Source organism: Bradyrhizobium sp. Kon58 (assembly GCF_055807455.1).
Window position 1 is genome coordinate 1 of record NZ_JBVVOT010000011.1, and the last position, 14,730, is coordinate 14,730.

Below are 14,730 nucleotides of genomic sequence, written 5' to 3' on the forward strand. Positions count from 1 at the left end.
CCACATCACCGCAGGACTTGACGCACAGACCCCGGGCGTCAGGACCACACGACTTGTTCGTCCGCGCACGTCCTCGCTGGGACTTCGGGAGCTGGCGTGTGCTCGCACCCGAAACCATGCGAAGACGCTGTCGGCGCCGTGTCGTAGGCGCGAAAGCCTGTGCTCACGGTTTCCCGCCCTGCAAGGCTCGCCGCGCCCGACGCCGTCGCGTCCATCGCTGCCCAACCCGCGGTTCGTGACGATCGCGATCCGCCCCTTGTCCCGGGTCAGGGTGTGTCGTAGATACGACAAATCCGAATTTCGGTAAAGTGGAATATTTTGACGGGCGGGGATTGACAGGCGGCGCGGGAAATTTGCGCGGGTGTTTTGCCCGACGGGCACACTCCGCCAATCCATCGTGCCCAATTGCTTCGGCATCGTCATTGCGAGCGCAGCGAAGCAATCCAGACTTTACCCGTGGAGGGACTCTGGATTGCTTCGCTGCGCTCGCAATGACGGCGTCGCGTGGTGCGCCCTGGCGGGCTCTATTCCGTCGACAGCCGCACCATCTGGCGGCCGCCGTTCATTTCCTTGAGACTGTTGACGAAGTTTTCCGGGCGCTGCCAGCGGTAGGGGACCTTCAATCCCATGTACTCGGCGATGTCGCCGATGAAGCCGGTGCAATTGGTGGTCTCGGCATTCCAGACCGGCGAGCTTGCCTGCAATTTCTTGATATAGGCAAACACGCGCTTGGCGTCGGCTTCGTTCAAATAGACGCGGTAGTTCGCGGTCAAATAGTCCGGGTCGAGATCGCCGTAACTCGCGCCGGTCTCCGCCGGCACCCAGGTGAGGTGACCGAGCACATAGGCCCAGGTGTCGCCGGCCGGCGTGAGCCCTGCCACTTCGACAGCGCGCTCGCTGGTCTTGCCATACCAGACGAAGGCGTGGCCCCAGCTCGCGGCCGTGCGGGCGCGGAAATCGACGTAGTACGGACCTTTCTCCGCGCGTGCGACTGCGCGCCGCGTCGTTTGCGGCGCCGGCCGTGATCCGGCGTCGGTCGTGGCAAGCGCGTTTGCCTCAGCAACGCGCTTGTTCGCTTCGTGGGCCGAGGCGGAGGGTGTCGTGCACGCGAGCATGGCCGCGAGCGCGAATCCCGCAAGGATGCAGGGTCCCGATCGATCAGGTTTGTTCGTCACGCTATGCCCCTCGACTGTCGGCCACTCACGCAGAGTCTACGCTTGCTTCTGCGCGTATTTCGCTGCGCGTCAGTAGCGCGCCGCGACGGGGCCGGGCGCCTTGCCGATCGGGGCCTTTCCAACCGGGCTCTTGCCAATCGGCATCTTGCCGATCGGCGCCTGCTCGGAATAGACGGGAACGGGCTGGCGGCGCGGCAGATCCGCAGCATTCGCAACCGTCACCAGAGTAAGCGTAGCACCCACGACAAATACAATCTTCTTCACAGTCATACCCCTAGAAGGTTTGGTCCAAACACGGCACCGCCGTGCCCCCAGACACGCCTCACAGAAGGGCGGCCGAATGCGTCCACAGTGCGGCATCCGCGCGACATGTTGGCGGCATCTGCCGGGCGCGCGGAGATGTGATGTGTCTGAGTGTTTCGGAGCACGCGGCTTGGAGGATGAGGTTGAACGCAGCGCGACCCATCCGACGCAGCTCGGTCTCATCCGATCCGGTTCAGGCTGTTCCGGATGGTCGAGAAGATGCCGCCGATGTCTTTTCGCAAGCCGTCGAGCGCGTTGAAATTGTCGAAGATGCGGGCGAGGCGGTCTTCGACCTCGCGCTTGCTCTTGGTCAGCGCGTCGACGCGCGAGGCGAGGCTGACGTCGCCGCTCGCCTCGATCTCGCCGACGGTCTTGGCAAGGAGATCGCGGGTGGCGCCGACGTCCGCAATCAGGGCCTCGATGCCGAACACGGGAGCCTTCAGCGGGACGAGGTCGGCCTGGGACTTCGACAGCTCCGTCTTGAAGGCGTTCAGCGTCGCCAGCGTCTCCTGTAACGCGCCGAGGCGCTGGCGCGACTGGAGAACAAAATCGTTCAGCGCATTCTGGCGGTCGGCGAGCGTCTTTCCGTCGGCGTCGGTCTCGACACCGGCGAGCGAGCGTTCGAGCTGGGCCTGGCGCTGGCCGAGCTCTTCGAAGTCGAGCCCGATGCCTTTCAGGATGTGGAAGCTGTCGTCGATGCGGGCCAGGCGCTGCTCGATCTCCATCTTGTTCTTCGACAGCGTCTCGACCCGGATGCCGAGTGGCGCTCCGCCGCCGGTTTCGAGCTCGTCGACGCTCTTGGCGAGGCGCTCATGGCTGAGGCCCAGCTCGCCGATCAGGGCATTGAGGCCGGCGTCCGACGCGCGCAGCGGCACCAGCTCTGCGTGGGACTTGGCCAGATCTTCCTTGTACTGGTTCATGGTCGCAAAGGTGTCCTGGACCGTGCCGACCCGCGACAGCAGCGTCGACGCGTCGCGCGCGATGTCCTTGAGCCGGTCGGCGAGATTGTTCTTGCGGTCGTCGGTCTCGAGGTCGTGCAGTGAGCGTTCGAGCTGGTTCTGGCGGTCGCGGATCTCGGTGAAAACTGGCTCGACCGCGCGGCGCTGCTCGGCGACCTTGCCGACCATGTCGCGCAGTTCCTGCTGGCGGCGGCGTATTTCGGCGAGCTGGTCGTGCATGTCGGTGGATTCGTTGCGGCCCCGCTGCAGCAGTGCGCGCTGCTCGGTCTCGCCCAGCTTGTCGTGGAGGGCGGAGACGGCCTCCCGGGGATCGCTCTCGATCAGGTGCTGGACGGTGGCGTCGAGGTGGTTCTGCAGGGCATGGGCGACGACGACGTCCTCGCGGGTCTTCTTGAGGCGGTCGCGCAGCGTGTCGAGGCGCCGGTCCTGGCGCGAGAGCCGCCAGGCGGAGGCGCCGATCAGTGCCAGCGCCAGGGCCAGGATCGCGCCGGTAGCAAACCGCTGCGGGACAGGCAGGCCTCCGAACCAGGCAGGCAGGTGGCCGACATCGTAACCGAGCGCCTGCTGGGCGAAAATCGCGATGGCAGCGAGCAGAACAAACCAGGCAACCAGGAAAAACAGCCACATCGTGACTTCCTCACGCCGGCACACATTATCGCCATAATTGCTATTGGAGAGCGGAACCGAGATCAAGGGCGGCGGGGCTTGCTGGATAGGTCCGGTCGCACGATCCACGGCTGAATGCGTCAGCCGATCGGCGGAGGGGCGGTGGGTGCCGGGGGTCCAAGGTTGGACGGAGTGTTCCGTAGCTTGGATGGAGCGAAGCGCAAGCCGGGTTCTGCAAGCCTTGGGCGCCGGCCCCGGATTCGCTTCGCTCCAACCGGGCTACCGCACTGCGTTGGTGGCTACAGCCGAAACTCGTTGGTCAGCTCGCCGATGCCGTCGATCGCCACGGCCACGATATTCACCGGCTCTTTCATCACGCCGACGCCGACCGAGGTGCCGACGGCAATGAGGTCGCCGGGGAGCAGGGTCATGTCGTGGGAGATCCTGCTGACCAGCTCCTGCGCGGAGAAGATCATGTCCGAGATCGGGTAGTTCTGCCGCTCCGCGCCGTTGAGGATGGTGCGGACCACCAGCTTGGCCGGATCGAGACCGGTGGCGATGACGGGGCCGAACGGGCCGTAATCGTCGATGCCCTTGGCCCGCGCCCATTGCGGGAAAGTGGGATCGCTGGTCAGGATGTCGTTGGCAGTGATGTCGTTGACGCAGGTGTACCCGAAGATGAAGCTGTCCGCTTCCGCCGGCGACACCCGGGCGCAGGTCTTGCCGATGACGATGCCGAGCTCGCCTTCATACGTGGTCTTGCCGTCGTAATAAGAGGGACGGCGGATCACCGCGCCTGGCGTCGTGATGCTGGTGGTGGCCTTCAGGAGGTAGAGCGGCTCCGGCGGCTCGGGCTGGTTGAGCTTGGCCGCGAGCGCGTGAAAATTGTTCCAGAGTGCGACGATCTTGCTGGGCGCGCAGGGCGCGAGCAGTTCGACCTCCGACAGCGCCAGCGTCTTGCCGGTGGCCGCATGGCGGCCGAACATCTCGCCCTCATGCACGCTGATGCCTGACGAATTCAGCGTGCCGAAGCCGGTCGCACCGCTCTTGCGGAAGCGGAGCCATTGTTTGATCTCGCCATCCATTACGCCACCGCCAGTGCGCGCGGATCCGATCGTGTCGAGATGCCGTCGTAGAGACCGGCGATGCGGGCGCGCTGGGTCACCATCGCCAGCACTGAATCGAGCGCGGGAGTGGCGATGCCGGTGAGGCGGCCCATCTCCTGCACGACGGTGACGAGGGGGTCGATCTCCATCGGGCGGCCGCGCTCGAGATCCTGGAGCATCGAGGTCTTGTGCGCGCCGACCTTGCGGGCGCCTTCGATGCGGCGCTCAACGTCAACGCGGAATTTGACGCCGAACGTCTCGGCGATGCCTTGCGTCTCCATCATGATCGCGCGCGACAGCGCGCGGGTTGCCGGATCGGTGCAGATCACGTCGAGTGTTGCATGGGTGAGTGCGCTGATCGGGTTGAAGCAGACATTGCCCCACAGCTTGAGCCAGATCTCGTCGCGGATGCGGTCGAGCACCGGCGCTTTCAGCCCAGCTGCGACGAAGAGATCGGCGAGGCGCTGCACGTCCGGGGTGGTCTCGCCGGAGGGCTCGCCGAGCGGAAAGTTGTTGCCGTAGACGTGACGGATCACGCCGGGCGCCTCGATCTCGGTGGCGGGATAGACGATGCAGCCGATGGCGCGCTCGGCGCCGATTTCGCGCCACTGCCGTCCACCGGGGTCGATGCTCTCCAGCGTCGAATTCTCGTATTGACCGCCATGCTTGTAGAAGTACCAATAGGGGATGCCGTTGACGGCGGTGACGATGCGGGTGTGGGGGCCGAGCAGCGGCTGCATCGTCCCGATCACGCCGGTGATCGAGTGCGCCTTCAGCGTGATGATGATGTAGTCCTGCACGCCGAGCTCGGCCGGATTGTCTGTGCAGCGCGGATGCACGGTGTGCTTCTCCTCGCCCGCGAGCAGCGTCAGGCCGCGCTCGCGCATCGCGGCAAGGTGCGCGCCGCGTGCGACCAGGCTGACGTCGGCGCCCGCGCGCGCGAGCTGTACCCCGAGATATCCGCCGATTGCGCCGGCGCCGTAGATGCAGATCTTCATGGAATCCTCGCGAAGCAGCGGAAGCCGGATTTCGGGACGAAAGATCCGGTCCGGCTCGGAAGGGTCCGAGCCGGGTCCGGTAGTCGCAGGGGAAGTGAGGCGCTTTAAGCTGCTTGCGGCGTGCCGTTGATCGCTTCGTCCATGAAGGATGCGATGTCGCGCATGCTGATGACCGAGACGAGGCTGTAATCGTCGATGACAGGCAGGTGCCGGATGTGATTCCGGTTCATCAGATGGCGGACTTGCTCGATCGTGTCGCTCGAGGTGCAGGACACGAGTTGCTGCACCGAGACGAGCTGCGAGACCTTGACGTTGACGGCATTGGCGCCGTGCTCGGCGACGGCGCGCACGACGTCGCGCTCGGTGAACATGCCGACCGCGGTGTTACCCTCGGAGCGGACCACGTCCTTCACGACCAGTGCGCTGATATTGTTGGCGCGCATCAGCTTGGCTGCGATACCCACCGTTTCGTTCATTCGCACCGTGACAACGCGCGGTGTCTTCTTGCGCAGAATGTCTCCGACCAGCATTGCAACCTCCCTGGGTGAATGATGAGGCGAGTGTGGTATACATAATGCCAATCGTCAAGCGTTCGGTTTGGCTCATCCGAAAATTCTTGCGGCAGTAATGCCGACGTTTGTCGTGAGCCGAAAAGAAAGGGGCGCATCGCTGCGCCCCTGTTTCACCCGTGCAAGGTGCGTGTTGGTTATGCCGTCTCGGTCTTAGCGTTCCCCGTCGCGGCGTTGGCGCTCTCGGCTTCCTTGCCGAGGATGAAGGAGCGGCGCATCGGCTTGATCACGAACAGCGCCATCAGGGCCGCCGTCGCGTTCAGCGCCACCGCGACCACGAACACGGCCTTCCAGCCATACGTGGCCGAGATCACGCTGGCGAGCGGAACGAGCAGGGACGCCGTCCCCTTCGCCGTGTAGAGCATGCCGTTGTTGGTGGTTGCGAACTTCGAGCCGAAAGTGTCGCCGCAGGTCGCGGGGAACAGCGAGTAGATCTCGCCGAACACGCCGAAATAAACCGCGGTCGCGAGCACGAAGACGACAGGCACGTGGCCATAGGCGGACAGCGTCAGCAGCATCAGCGCGGCGGTGCCGAAGGCGATGAACATGGTGTGTTCGCGGCCGATCGTGTCGGAGACGAAGCCGAAGAAGGGCCGTCCGAAACCGTCGAAGATGCGGTCGAGCGAGATCGCGAACGTCAATGCCGCCATCTGGAAGCCGGCAAGCGTGACCGGCGTGTCGGCGATCTTGAAGTCGTGCGCGATCGGGGCGATCTGCGCCGCGGTCATCAGGCCGCCGGAGGCGACCATGACGAAAACGAGATACATCACCCAGAAAATAGGGGCACGCAGCACCTGGGGCGGGGTGAAGTCGATCTTGGTCTGCGGCAGATTGAGCTGCTTCTTCTTCGGCGGGATCGAGATCCGCGGCGGCTGGATGAAGAACGCGAGTACGAAGACGATCACGCCCTGGCCGATGCCGAAGGTGAGAAACGCGTGCTGATAGCCGCTCGTCGCGATCATGGTCGCGATCGGCACGACGGTGAGTGCAGCGCCTGCGCCGAAGCCGGCGGCGGTCGCACCGGCGGCAAGGCCTCGGCGATCGGGAAACCATTTCAGCGCGTTGCCGACGCAGGTGCCGTACACCGCGCCCGCGCCCATGCCGCCGATGATCGCGGCCGCGTAGAGCAAGGTGAGGCTATCGGCATAGGAGTTGAGAATCCAGGACAGCGCGATCATGACGCCGCCGAACATGATGACGATGCGCGGGCCGTATTTGTCGACGAACCAGGCCTCGATCGGCACCAGCCAGGTTTCGGTGACGACGAAGATGGTGAAAGCGAGCTGGATCGCGGCGCGTCCCCAATGGTGCGCGTGATCGATCGGATCGACGAACAACGTCCAGCCATATTGCAGGTTGGCGATCATCGCCATGCAGACGATGCCCATGACCAGCTGGAGCCAACGGAAACCTGTGCGGAGAGGCGCGGCCGTGACAGCGCCATCGGTGCTGGAAATCATCAAAAACCTCCCGAGCGCCTGTCTGGTTCGACACCGGTCGCAAGATGACCTGATGTCGCAATATTGTGGCTTATCGTCGCAAGCGCGATGAAGACCTTGGTATACCATATTCCAGATTGCAAGCCCTATCTTGGCCGGTCACTGACAAAATATGCGGGGTTCCGTTTGGGAACGGCGGACTCATGAAAACGTCGCGCAAAGGAAAACGCCCGGCCGTAAGGCCGGGCGTTTTGCACGAGAAGGCGCTTTTGGAGCGCGTCAGACGGTCGATTGCGCGACCACCACCTTGCGCCACGGCTTGAGCACCGCGATCGCCAGCGCCGAGGCCAGGATGTTGGCGCCGGCCGCGATGATGAACACGTTGTCCCAACTGCCCGACGATTGCTGCATGTAGTTGCCGATCGGGACCAGCAGCGCGGCCGTACCCTTCGCGGTGTAGAGCAGGCCGGCATTGGTGGTCGCGAACTTGGCGCCGAACGTGTCGGTGCAGGTCGAGGGGAACAGCGAGTAGATCTCACCCCAGGCGAAGAATACGAAGCCCGAGAGCAGCACGAACCAGAGCGGATCGTGGCCCCAGAGGTAGAGCATCCAGATGCCGATACCTTCCATGCCGAAGGCGATGAACATCGTGTTCTCGCGGCCGATCATGTCGGAGATCCAGCCGAAGAACGGACGCGTCAGGCCGTTGAGCACGCGGTCGATCGTGGCCGCGAAGGTCACCGCGGTCATGGTCACCGCCATTAGCGTGACCGGGACGTTATCGATCTTCCAGTCGGCCGCGATCGGCTTCAAATTGGCCGTCACCATCAGGCCACCGGCGCCGACGATCACGAACATGAAGTACATCAGCCAGAAGATCGGCTGACGCAGCACCTCGGTCGGCTGATAGTTGCGGCGGGTCTGTTGCAGATTGGCGTTCGCCACCACGCTGGGCACTTGGCCTGCCTTCGGCGCCAGCAGGAAGAAGGCGAGAATGCAGATGATGATGCCTTGTCCGAGGCCGAAATAGAGGAAGGTGGTCTGGAAACCGCTGTCCTTGATCATGGCCTGGATCGGCGCGACGGTCAGCGCGGAGCCTGCACCGAAGCCCGCGGCCGTGATGCCCGCGGCAAGACCGCGCTTATCCGGAAACCACTTCAGCGCGTTGCCGACGCAGGTGCCGTAGACGCCGCCGGCGCCGATGCCCGCGATGATCATGCCGAGATAGTAGCCGTTGAGCGTGGTCGCCTGCGCGTTGATCGCCCAGCCGGCGGCGCAGAGCACGCCGCCGACCAGGACGACGAGGCGCGGACCGTATTTGTCGACGAACCATCCTTCGATCGGCACGAGCCAGGTCTCGAACAGCACGAACAGCGTAAAGGCCCATTGGATCGACGCACGATCCCAGCCGAACTTCTTCTGAATGTCGGGGACGAAGAACGTCCAGCCGTATTGATAGTTGGCGATCATCACCATCGCCGCGACACCGACTGCCAATTGCGCCCAGCGATACGTGTCGCTAACGCGCGCGGCTGTCGGGGCGGTTGCTTGCACCATGTCCGTCATAAAGCCTCCCGTGGCGCCTCTCATTTTTCTGCGAGCGCTGGAACGCCATTCTTGTATGCATTATGCCAAGCTTCAAGCGCTGGTCCGGTCACCGTGCGCAAATGCCGCAGGACCTTGCCCGGTTGCGGCTGTGACTCAGGACAGCACAAGTAGAAATGGCCCCGTCATCCGGGGCCATTCATCAAAAGTAGTATGCGGACTGATCTAAAACGGTCTCCCGCTGCGCGCGCAGGCGCGGCAGGCTATCCAGCCTACAGGCCGAAGCGCGGCAGGTCGCCGTTGTGATTCGAGATCTTGGCGCTCGCCATCAGGAGGCGGTCGATCGTGGCCATCAGGCGGGCGAACAGCGAGGCGGAGGGCGCGAGAGCGACGGAAGCGGTCTTGGACATCGGAAATCCCTTTCTTGAGACGGTCAGCAGTGCTGTCTCATTTCGAAAGGGAATTTATGTATACCAGATGCCAATGTCTATGCATGCCATTGCATAGCAGCATTTAGCTCTTCGCATTGCAGCATAATAGTCCGTTAAATGGGCCGATTTGAGGGGGATATGCCCAAAACCGCTCGAAACCGAACCATTTGACCGCCGATGTCCAAAAACGGAGCCTTGGCAGCGGCACACGAAGCCGTTAGTGGTCTGCCCCCTTCCAATCATCTGTCAGAGTGGTTCATGTCGAGCGCCTCGCCCGCCGTCTCGATCGGCATCGATTTTGGGACCAGCAACACGGTCGTGGCCCTTGCGGCGGACGACCGCCGGGTCGAAGCCATCCGCTTCGACCATGGCGGACAGCGCCACAGCGTCTTCGTGTCGGCGCTGTGCTTCTGGGAGGACCGGCCGGGCGCCGGCGCCCAGGCCGAAGGCGGCCCGTGGGCGATCGAGCAGTTCCTCGAAGGACGACATGTCTACCGCTTCCTCCAGTCGTTCAAGACCTTCGCCGCGAGCTCCAGCTTCAACACCACCCAGGTGTTCCGGCAACGCTACAAGTTCGAGGATATTTTGGCGGCGTTCCTGCGGACGCTGGCGCGCCATGGCGGCGATAAATTCGGCTTCGAGACGTCCACCGTCACGGTCGGTCGCCCCGTCCGCTTCGCCGGCGGCAATCCCGACGAAGCGCTGGCGATGCAGCGCTACCGGGCCGCGTTCGAGCGCCTTGGGGCCGGCCACGCCCGCTACGTCTACGAGCCTGTCGGAGCCGCGTTCTCCTTCGCCCGCCGGCTGGAGCGCGATGCGACCGTACTGGTCGCGGATTTCGGCGGCGGCACCAGCGATTTCTCGGTGATGCGGTTCTCGCGTGCCGGCGGCGTCTTGCGCGCCGAGCCGCTCGGCCATGCCGGCATCGGGATTGCGGGCGACACGTTCGATTACCGCATCGTCGATCACGTCGTCTCGCCGCGGCTGGGCAAGGGCTCGAGCTTCCGCTCGTTCGACAAAGTGCTGCCGATCCCCACCGGCCACTACACCAATCTCGCGCGCTGGCATCAGCTCGCGATGATGAAGAGCAACGGCGACCTGCGCGAACTCAGGGAGCTTGCGCGCACCGCGGTGAAGCCGGCTCTGCTCGAGGATTTCATCACCATCGTCGATCTCGACCTCGGCTTTTCGTTGTACCGCGCGGTGTCCGACGCCAAGGTCGCACTGTCGGCGCAGGATCAGGTGGAGTTCCGCTTCAAAGGTGGCGGCGTCGACATCGGCTCGACCATCACGCGGAAGAATTTCGAAGCCTGGATTGCCGACGATATCGCGAGGCTCGCCGCCACCGTGGACAAGGTGCTGGGCGAAGCCGGCATCACCGCGCGCGAGATCGAGAAGGTGTTCTTGACCGGCGGCACGTCCTTCGTGCCCGCCGTTCGAAAGCTGTTCGCCGAGCGGTTCGGCAACGAACGGCTGATGTCAGGCGACCAGTTCGAGTCGATCGCCTATGGCCTTGCTTTGATCGGACATAGCCCGGATCCCGACCGCTGGACCGCAAGCGGCGGGATTGCGCCGAAGGCAGGAGCGTAGCCTACGGTCACGCGGCCGCCCCTAAATCCCGTCCGGTCGCTATTGCTTGATCTCAGGCTCTACGAGCTTCGCCAGATTGCGCAGCGATTCCTGCCAGCCGAGATAGCAAGCCTCCGGCGGGATGACGTCGGGGATGCCGGCTTGCGTGATATCCAGCTCGGTGCCGACGGATACTTTCTTCAGGATCACGGTGACCTGGATCTCGCCCGGCAGATTGGGGTCGTCGAACCTGTCGGTGTAGCGGAGACGTTCGCCGGGGACGAGCTCGAGATATTCGCCACCGAAGGCGTGGCTGTTGCCCGTCGTGAAGTTACGGAACGACATCTTGAACGTGCCCCCGACCTTCGGCTCGAAATGATGGACGGTGCAGGTGAAGCCGTTCGGCGGAAGCCATTTCGCCAGCGCATCCGCCTCCAGGAAGGCGCGATAGACTTTCTCCGGGCTGGTCGTGAGAACGCGGTGCAGGCGGACGGTGCTGGGCATGATCATCTTCCTCATGAATCGCCGGGCTCGACGTCAGCGTCTATTGCCCGTTCATGTCTAGATGACGGACGAGATACCCCCGATCCGACAGGGCGTTTCGAATTTTTTGATGGATGAGGGGCAGACTGCCGCCACGTCCTGCGGCGTCATGATGAATGCCAGCTTTGTAATAGCGGATCGTCGGATTGTTCCGTCGGCCTGCGGCGTGAGGCGCGACGGCGAAAGCTGGCGGGCGATCACGCGCTCGACTGCGTCGGTTGCACTTATTGATCGAGGCGAATCTGCGCGGTTTTGACAATGTCCTGCCAGCGCGCGATCTCTTCGGTCATCCGCCGCTTGAGCGGTTCGGGGCCTCGCTGGTCCGGCGGTGGCAGGATCAAGCCTACCAGTTCAAGCCGTCTCCGCACGCCGTCATCGTCGAGCGCTGAGCGAAGCGCATCCGAGAACCGGTCGCGAATGGCGTCGGGCGCGCCTTTCGGCAGGTAGAACGCGAACCAGCTCGATGCGACAAACTGTGGAAGTCCTGCTTCCCTCGCCGTCGGCGTGTCCGGCAATTGCGGAACCCGTGCGGGCGCCGAAACGGTCAGAAAACGCAGATTGTTGTCACCCAGGAAGGGAAGAACGTCGCCCAACAGTCCACAGCTGAAGTCGCTGCGGCCCGCGATCAGGTCGGTCATCGCCAGCGCTGATCCGCGATATGGCACTTCCACCGGCTTGAATCCGATCACGGAGGTGAACAGCAGACAGCTGATGTGGCTGATCGAACCGACGCCCGCATGGCCCAAGGTGAGGTCCGGGCCACGCGCCTTGGCGATCGCGATGAACGACGCCATGCTGTCCGCGCCAAGGTCGCGGCGGGCAACGACGAGGATCGGCGTTTCCGCGACCAGGCCGATCGGCGTGAAATCGATCAGTGGGTCGTAACGGAGATTCGGATACAGCGCGACCGATGCAGCATGCGTCCCGACGTGACCGCTGACCAGCGTATAACCGTCGGGCGCGCTTTTTGCGACGCGCGCTGAGCCGGTCGTGCCGCCCGCCCCGGCGATGTTCTCGACAATGATCGGCTGCCCGAGTTTTCGCGCCATGTGTTCGGACACGATCCGGCTCATCACGTCATTGGGGCCGCCGGCCGCGAACGGGACGACCAACGTGATCGGCCGTGACGGGAACGGCGACTCGGCCTGTGCCGCATTCAACATTGCCAGCACCGCAGCTGCGACGAGGCCCATGCGCTTGCGCTTCAAAATCATATGGCCTCACTCCGCATCAATGGCGTCGCCTTGCACCGCCGCGAGAACACGATCGACCTCACGGCCGGACAGGCCGATGTATCGGGCCGGATCCGCAGCCGCCTCGATCTCATGGGGCGCGATGTGGGCTGTCACGGCCGGATCGCGCGAAAGGCTCTGGGCCAGTGTCAGGCCCGAGGCGATGGCGTGCGTGCATGCCGCACTCACCATTTCGTGCGCATGATGGCGCCCGACGTGAGGAGCCAGCGCCATCATGACGGCCTCTGCGGCGATGAGACCCTGTGTCCGACCGAGATTGGCCTGCATCGCATCGGGCCTGACGACCAGTCCGCTGCAAAGGCGAACAGCGTTGTCCATGGTCCGGGAGACCAGCACGAACGCTTCCGGCAGCAGCAACCATTCTGCTTGCCACGGTCCCGTCGCCCGTTCGTGGTCGTGGACCGAAGCGTCGAGCATGGCACTTGCCAGCCGGCGCAGCGACGGTCCGGTGCTGAGAATCTGCTCGCAGATGATCGGGTTACGCTTGTGCGGCATGGTGCTGGACGCGCCATGGCCCTGACCGCCTGGCTCCAGCACTTCGCCGACCTCGGTCTGCGCCATCAACACGACATCGGTCGCGATCTTGCTCAGGGTCGCAGAGATCAGCCCAAGCAGGCAAACCGTCTCGGCCAAACCATCGCGCGCGGCGTGCCATGCCACCAGGGGCTCGCCGAGTCCGAGCTCGCTGGCCAGCGCAGCGCGGACGCTGTCGCCATCATCGCCGAGTGATGCGAAAGTGCCGACCGCACCGCCGAACTGGACCTGGAGGACTCTCGGTTTGAGTTCGGCGAGACGTTGCCTGTGGCGCAGCAGGCCCGACAGCCAGACGGAAACCTTGAACCCGAAGGTGATCGGGATCGCGTGTTGAAGCTTGGTCCTGCCGACCATCGGCGTATCGCGATGGGTACGCGCCAGATCCGCAAGCGTCGATATCAGCCGCTCCAGATCGCGGTGGATGAGCTCGAGCGCGTCGCGCATCTGCATCACGAGCGCGGTGTCCATGATGTCCTGACTCGTGGCACCCCAATGGACGAATTCGCCATGGGGGTTGCCGGTGAGCCGGATCAGCTGCTCGACCAGATTCACGACCGGCAAACCAGCGCGCAAAGTGCCCGCGGCCAATTCGTCGAGATCGAGTAGTTCAGCGCGCGCAGCGGAGGCGATCGCAGCAGCAGCCTCGGCAGGAATCAAACCGAGCTGCCCTTGAACCTTGGCCAGCGCGACCTCGACCAGAAGCATGGACTCAAGCGAATTGCGCTCACCGAAAATAGTGCGCATGGGGGCGGTGCTGAAAATATCGGCGAGGTGACGGCTGCTGAAGACCGTTCCGGGCTCGAAACTCAGCATGGCCGTGTCGCGATCATGGATGAGCGAACGCGCGCGCGTTCAAACCAGTCGGCAAGCCTCAATCCGAGTTCGTGAATGGCGACCCTTACCTTGTGGGCGTATGGCGACGTCTGAGTAAAAAATAGCCGCATCGGTCGGTATCAGTCCCTCCGTCGTCGCGCTCCATTGCGCGCCGTACGGCTTGGCATCGATCAAGCCTAGGTTACCCCCTCGTTTTGTAAAAATGCATTATTGCGATACATGCGTTCTGAATTGGAGAACGCCGTCGAGCGCGCCGGAATTCGGATATGGCCAAGCGCGCTCATGTTGGGTTGCAGATCGTCGTCGAGAAGATCAGAGCCGCTAACGCGAGCTTCTCCGACGCAAGCGTCCTGTACCTACCGCCGAGCTCCTGAGGCGTCGAATCGGGCAAATGCCAAGCCTTGCAAATAGCGAGGATGTGGTATACGTTGAGGCTGTTCGTTCAGCCGCTGTGCCTTGTTGAATGCGCCCGCGGGCTCCTTTTCCATAGACATCGACGAATAGAATTTGTTCTGCGTGACGAGCACGCGGAACCCGCGCGTATGCGCTTTGGAGAAGAAAATGACGACAGGTACTGTGAAGTGGTTTAACGGCCAGAAGGGCTTTGGATTCATTCAGCCGAACGACGGCGGCAACGATGTGTTCGTTCACATCAGCGCGGTCGAGCGGGCTGGTCTTGCAGGTCTCGCTGAAGGCCAAAAGGTCAACTTCGAGCTCAAGACCGACAAGATGCGGGGCAAGGTCAGCGCTGAGAATCTCTCGCTGGCCTAAAGCCTTGGTGCCGTTTCACGGATGTGCTGAAACGGCCATGCCACCCGCTCGATCCCAGGATTGAGCGGGTTTTTGTCCGTTGCAGAGCAGGGTGA

General features: G+C 63.4%; 14 protein-coding genes. 2 read left to right on the plus strand and 12 right to left on the minus strand.

The annotated features are described in order from the left end of the window. Positions 1-524: 524 nt before the first annotated feature. From AC0L20_RS19485 to AC0L20_RS19525, 9 genes are all read right to left on the minus strand, one after another. A complete protein-coding gene (locus AC0L20_RS19485; RefSeq protein WP_473290950.1) occupies positions 525-1,175 on the minus strand; it encodes a hypothetical protein in 651 nt (216 codons plus the stop codon). Positions 1,176-1,244: 69 nt separating this feature from the next. Further along, positions 1,245-1,445, minus strand: coding sequence for a hypothetical protein (locus AC0L20_RS19490; protein WP_473290953.1), 201 nt, complete (start codon positions 1,443-1,445; stop codon positions 1,245-1,247). 212 nt (positions 1,446-1,657) lie between these two features. Then, positions 1,658-3,064: a hypothetical protein gene (locus AC0L20_RS19495; protein ID WP_473290956.1), complete on the minus strand. Its 1,407-nt coding sequence runs from the start codon at positions 3,062-3,064 to the stop codon at positions 1,658-1,660. Positions 3,065-3,342: 278 nt separating this feature from the next. Next, a complete protein-coding gene (locus AC0L20_RS19500; protein ID WP_473290959.1) occupies positions 3,343-4,128 on the minus strand; it encodes a fumarylacetoacetate hydrolase family protein in 786 nt (261 codons plus the stop codon). Further along, positions 4,128-5,147, minus strand: a complete 1,020-nt coding sequence (locus tag AC0L20_RS19505; RefSeq protein ID WP_473290963.1) for a 2-dehydropantoate 2-reductase — start codon at positions 5,145-5,147, stop codon at positions 4,128-4,130. The genes AC0L20_RS19500 and AC0L20_RS19505 overlap by 1 nt, the downstream gene beginning before the upstream one ends. A 104-nt stretch (positions 5,148-5,251) precedes the next feature. Continuing rightward, complete coding sequence (locus AC0L20_RS19510) at positions 5,252-5,677, minus strand: CBS domain-containing protein (RefSeq protein ID WP_473290966.1); 426 nt, start codon at positions 5,675-5,677, stop codon at positions 5,252-5,254. A 176-nt stretch (positions 5,678-5,853) separates the two neighbouring features. After that, a complete protein-coding gene (oxlT, locus tag AC0L20_RS19515; protein WP_007608345.1) occupies positions 5,854-7,176 on the minus strand; it encodes an oxalate/formate MFS antiporter in 1,323 nt (440 codons plus the stop codon). A 258-nt stretch (positions 7,177-7,434) separates the two neighbouring features. Further along, a complete protein-coding gene (gene oxlT / locus AC0L20_RS19520; protein WP_473290970.1) occupies positions 7,435-8,721 on the minus strand; it encodes an oxalate/formate MFS antiporter in 1,287 nt (428 codons plus the stop codon). 251 nt (positions 8,722-8,972) lie between these two features. Beyond that, positions 8,973-9,110, minus strand: a complete 138-nt coding sequence (locus AC0L20_RS19525; RefSeq protein WP_473290974.1) for a hypothetical protein — start codon at positions 9,108-9,110, stop codon at positions 8,973-8,975. A 279-nt stretch (positions 9,111-9,389) separates the two neighbouring features. Here AC0L20_RS19525 and AC0L20_RS19530 point away from each other — a divergent pair, with 279 nt between their 5' ends. After that, on the plus strand, positions 9,390-10,721 hold the full coding sequence (locus AC0L20_RS19530) for an Hsp70 family protein (protein ID WP_473290977.1): 1,332 nt from the start codon (positions 9,390-9,392) through the stop codon (positions 10,719-10,721). 39 nt (positions 10,722-10,760) lie between these two features. On the opposite strand, the gene AC0L20_RS19535 is transcribed toward AC0L20_RS19530, so the two are convergent. The 3 genes from AC0L20_RS19535 to pcaB form a co-directional block, all read right to left on the minus strand. Further along, entirely contained in the window at positions 10,761-11,204 is a 444-nt protein-coding gene (locus AC0L20_RS19535) for an SRPBCC family protein (RefSeq protein WP_007593330.1), read from the minus strand. Between the two features lie 263 nt (positions 11,205-11,467). After that, positions 11,468-12,457: a Bug family tripartite tricarboxylate transporter substrate binding protein gene (locus AC0L20_RS19540; protein WP_473290980.1), complete on the minus strand. Its 990-nt coding sequence runs from the start codon at positions 12,455-12,457 to the stop codon at positions 11,468-11,470. Between the two features lie 6 nt (positions 12,458-12,463). Continuing rightward, on the minus strand, positions 12,464-13,843 hold the full coding sequence (gene pcaB / locus AC0L20_RS19545) for a 3-carboxy-cis,cis-muconate cycloisomerase (RefSeq protein WP_473290984.1): 1,380 nt from the start codon (positions 13,841-13,843) through the stop codon (positions 12,464-12,466). 582 nt (positions 13,844-14,425) lie between these two features. Between pcaB and AC0L20_RS19550 the strand changes: the two genes are divergently transcribed. Next, positions 14,426-14,635, plus strand: coding sequence for a cold-shock protein (locus AC0L20_RS19550; protein WP_007593324.1), 210 nt, complete (start codon positions 14,426-14,428; stop codon positions 14,633-14,635). Positions 14,636-14,730 lie beyond the last annotated feature (95 nt).

Bases quoted from the DNA above. Each gene is read 5' to 3' on its own strand.
- AC0L20_RS19525 (WP_473290974.1), bottom strand. From the start codon at position 9,110: ATGTCCAAGACCGCTTCCGTCGCTCTCGCGCCCTCCGCCTCGCTGTTC.
- oxlT (WP_473290970.1), bottom strand. From the start codon at position 8,721: ATGACGGACATGGTGCAAGCAACCGCCCCGACAGCCGCGCGCGTTAGC.
- AC0L20_RS19495 (WP_473290956.1), bottom strand. From the start codon at position 3,064: ATGTGGCTGTTTTTCCTGGTTGCCTGGTTTGTTCTGCTCGCTGCCATC.
- AC0L20_RS19500 (WP_473290959.1), bottom strand. From the start codon at position 4,128: ATGGATGGCGAGATCAAACAATGGCTCCGCTTCCGCAAGAGCGGTGCG.
- AC0L20_RS19540 (WP_473290980.1), bottom strand. From the start codon at position 12,457: ATGATTTTGAAGCGCAAGCGCATGGGCCTCGTCGCAGCTGCGGTGCTG.
- AC0L20_RS19550 (WP_007593324.1), top strand. From the start codon at position 14,426: ATGACGACAGGTACTGTGAAGTGGTTTAACGGCCAGAAGGGCTTTGGA.
- AC0L20_RS19530 (WP_473290977.1), top strand. From the start codon at position 9,390: ATGTCGAGCGCCTCGCCCGCCGTCTCGATCGGCATCGATTTTGGGACC.
- oxlT (WP_007608345.1), bottom strand. From the start codon at position 7,176: ATGATTTCCAGCACCGATGGCGCTGTCACGGCCGCGCCTCTCCGCACA.
- AC0L20_RS19535 (WP_007593330.1), bottom strand. From the start codon at position 11,204: ATGCCCAGCACCGTCCGCCTGCACCGCGTTCTCACGACCAGCCCGGAG.
- AC0L20_RS19510 (WP_473290966.1), bottom strand. From the start codon at position 5,677: ATGCTGGTCGGAGACATTCTGCGCAAGAAGACACCGCGCGTTGTCACG.
- AC0L20_RS19505 (WP_473290963.1), bottom strand. From the start codon at position 5,147: ATGAAGATCTGCATCTACGGCGCCGGCGCAATCGGCGGATATCTCGGG.
- pcaB (WP_473290984.1), bottom strand. From the start codon at position 13,843: ATGCTGAGTTTCGAGCCCGGAACGGTCTTCAGCAGCCGTCACCTCGCC.
- AC0L20_RS19490 (WP_473290953.1), bottom strand. From the start codon at position 1,445: ATGACTGTGAAGAAGATTGTATTTGTCGTGGGTGCTACGCTTACTCTG.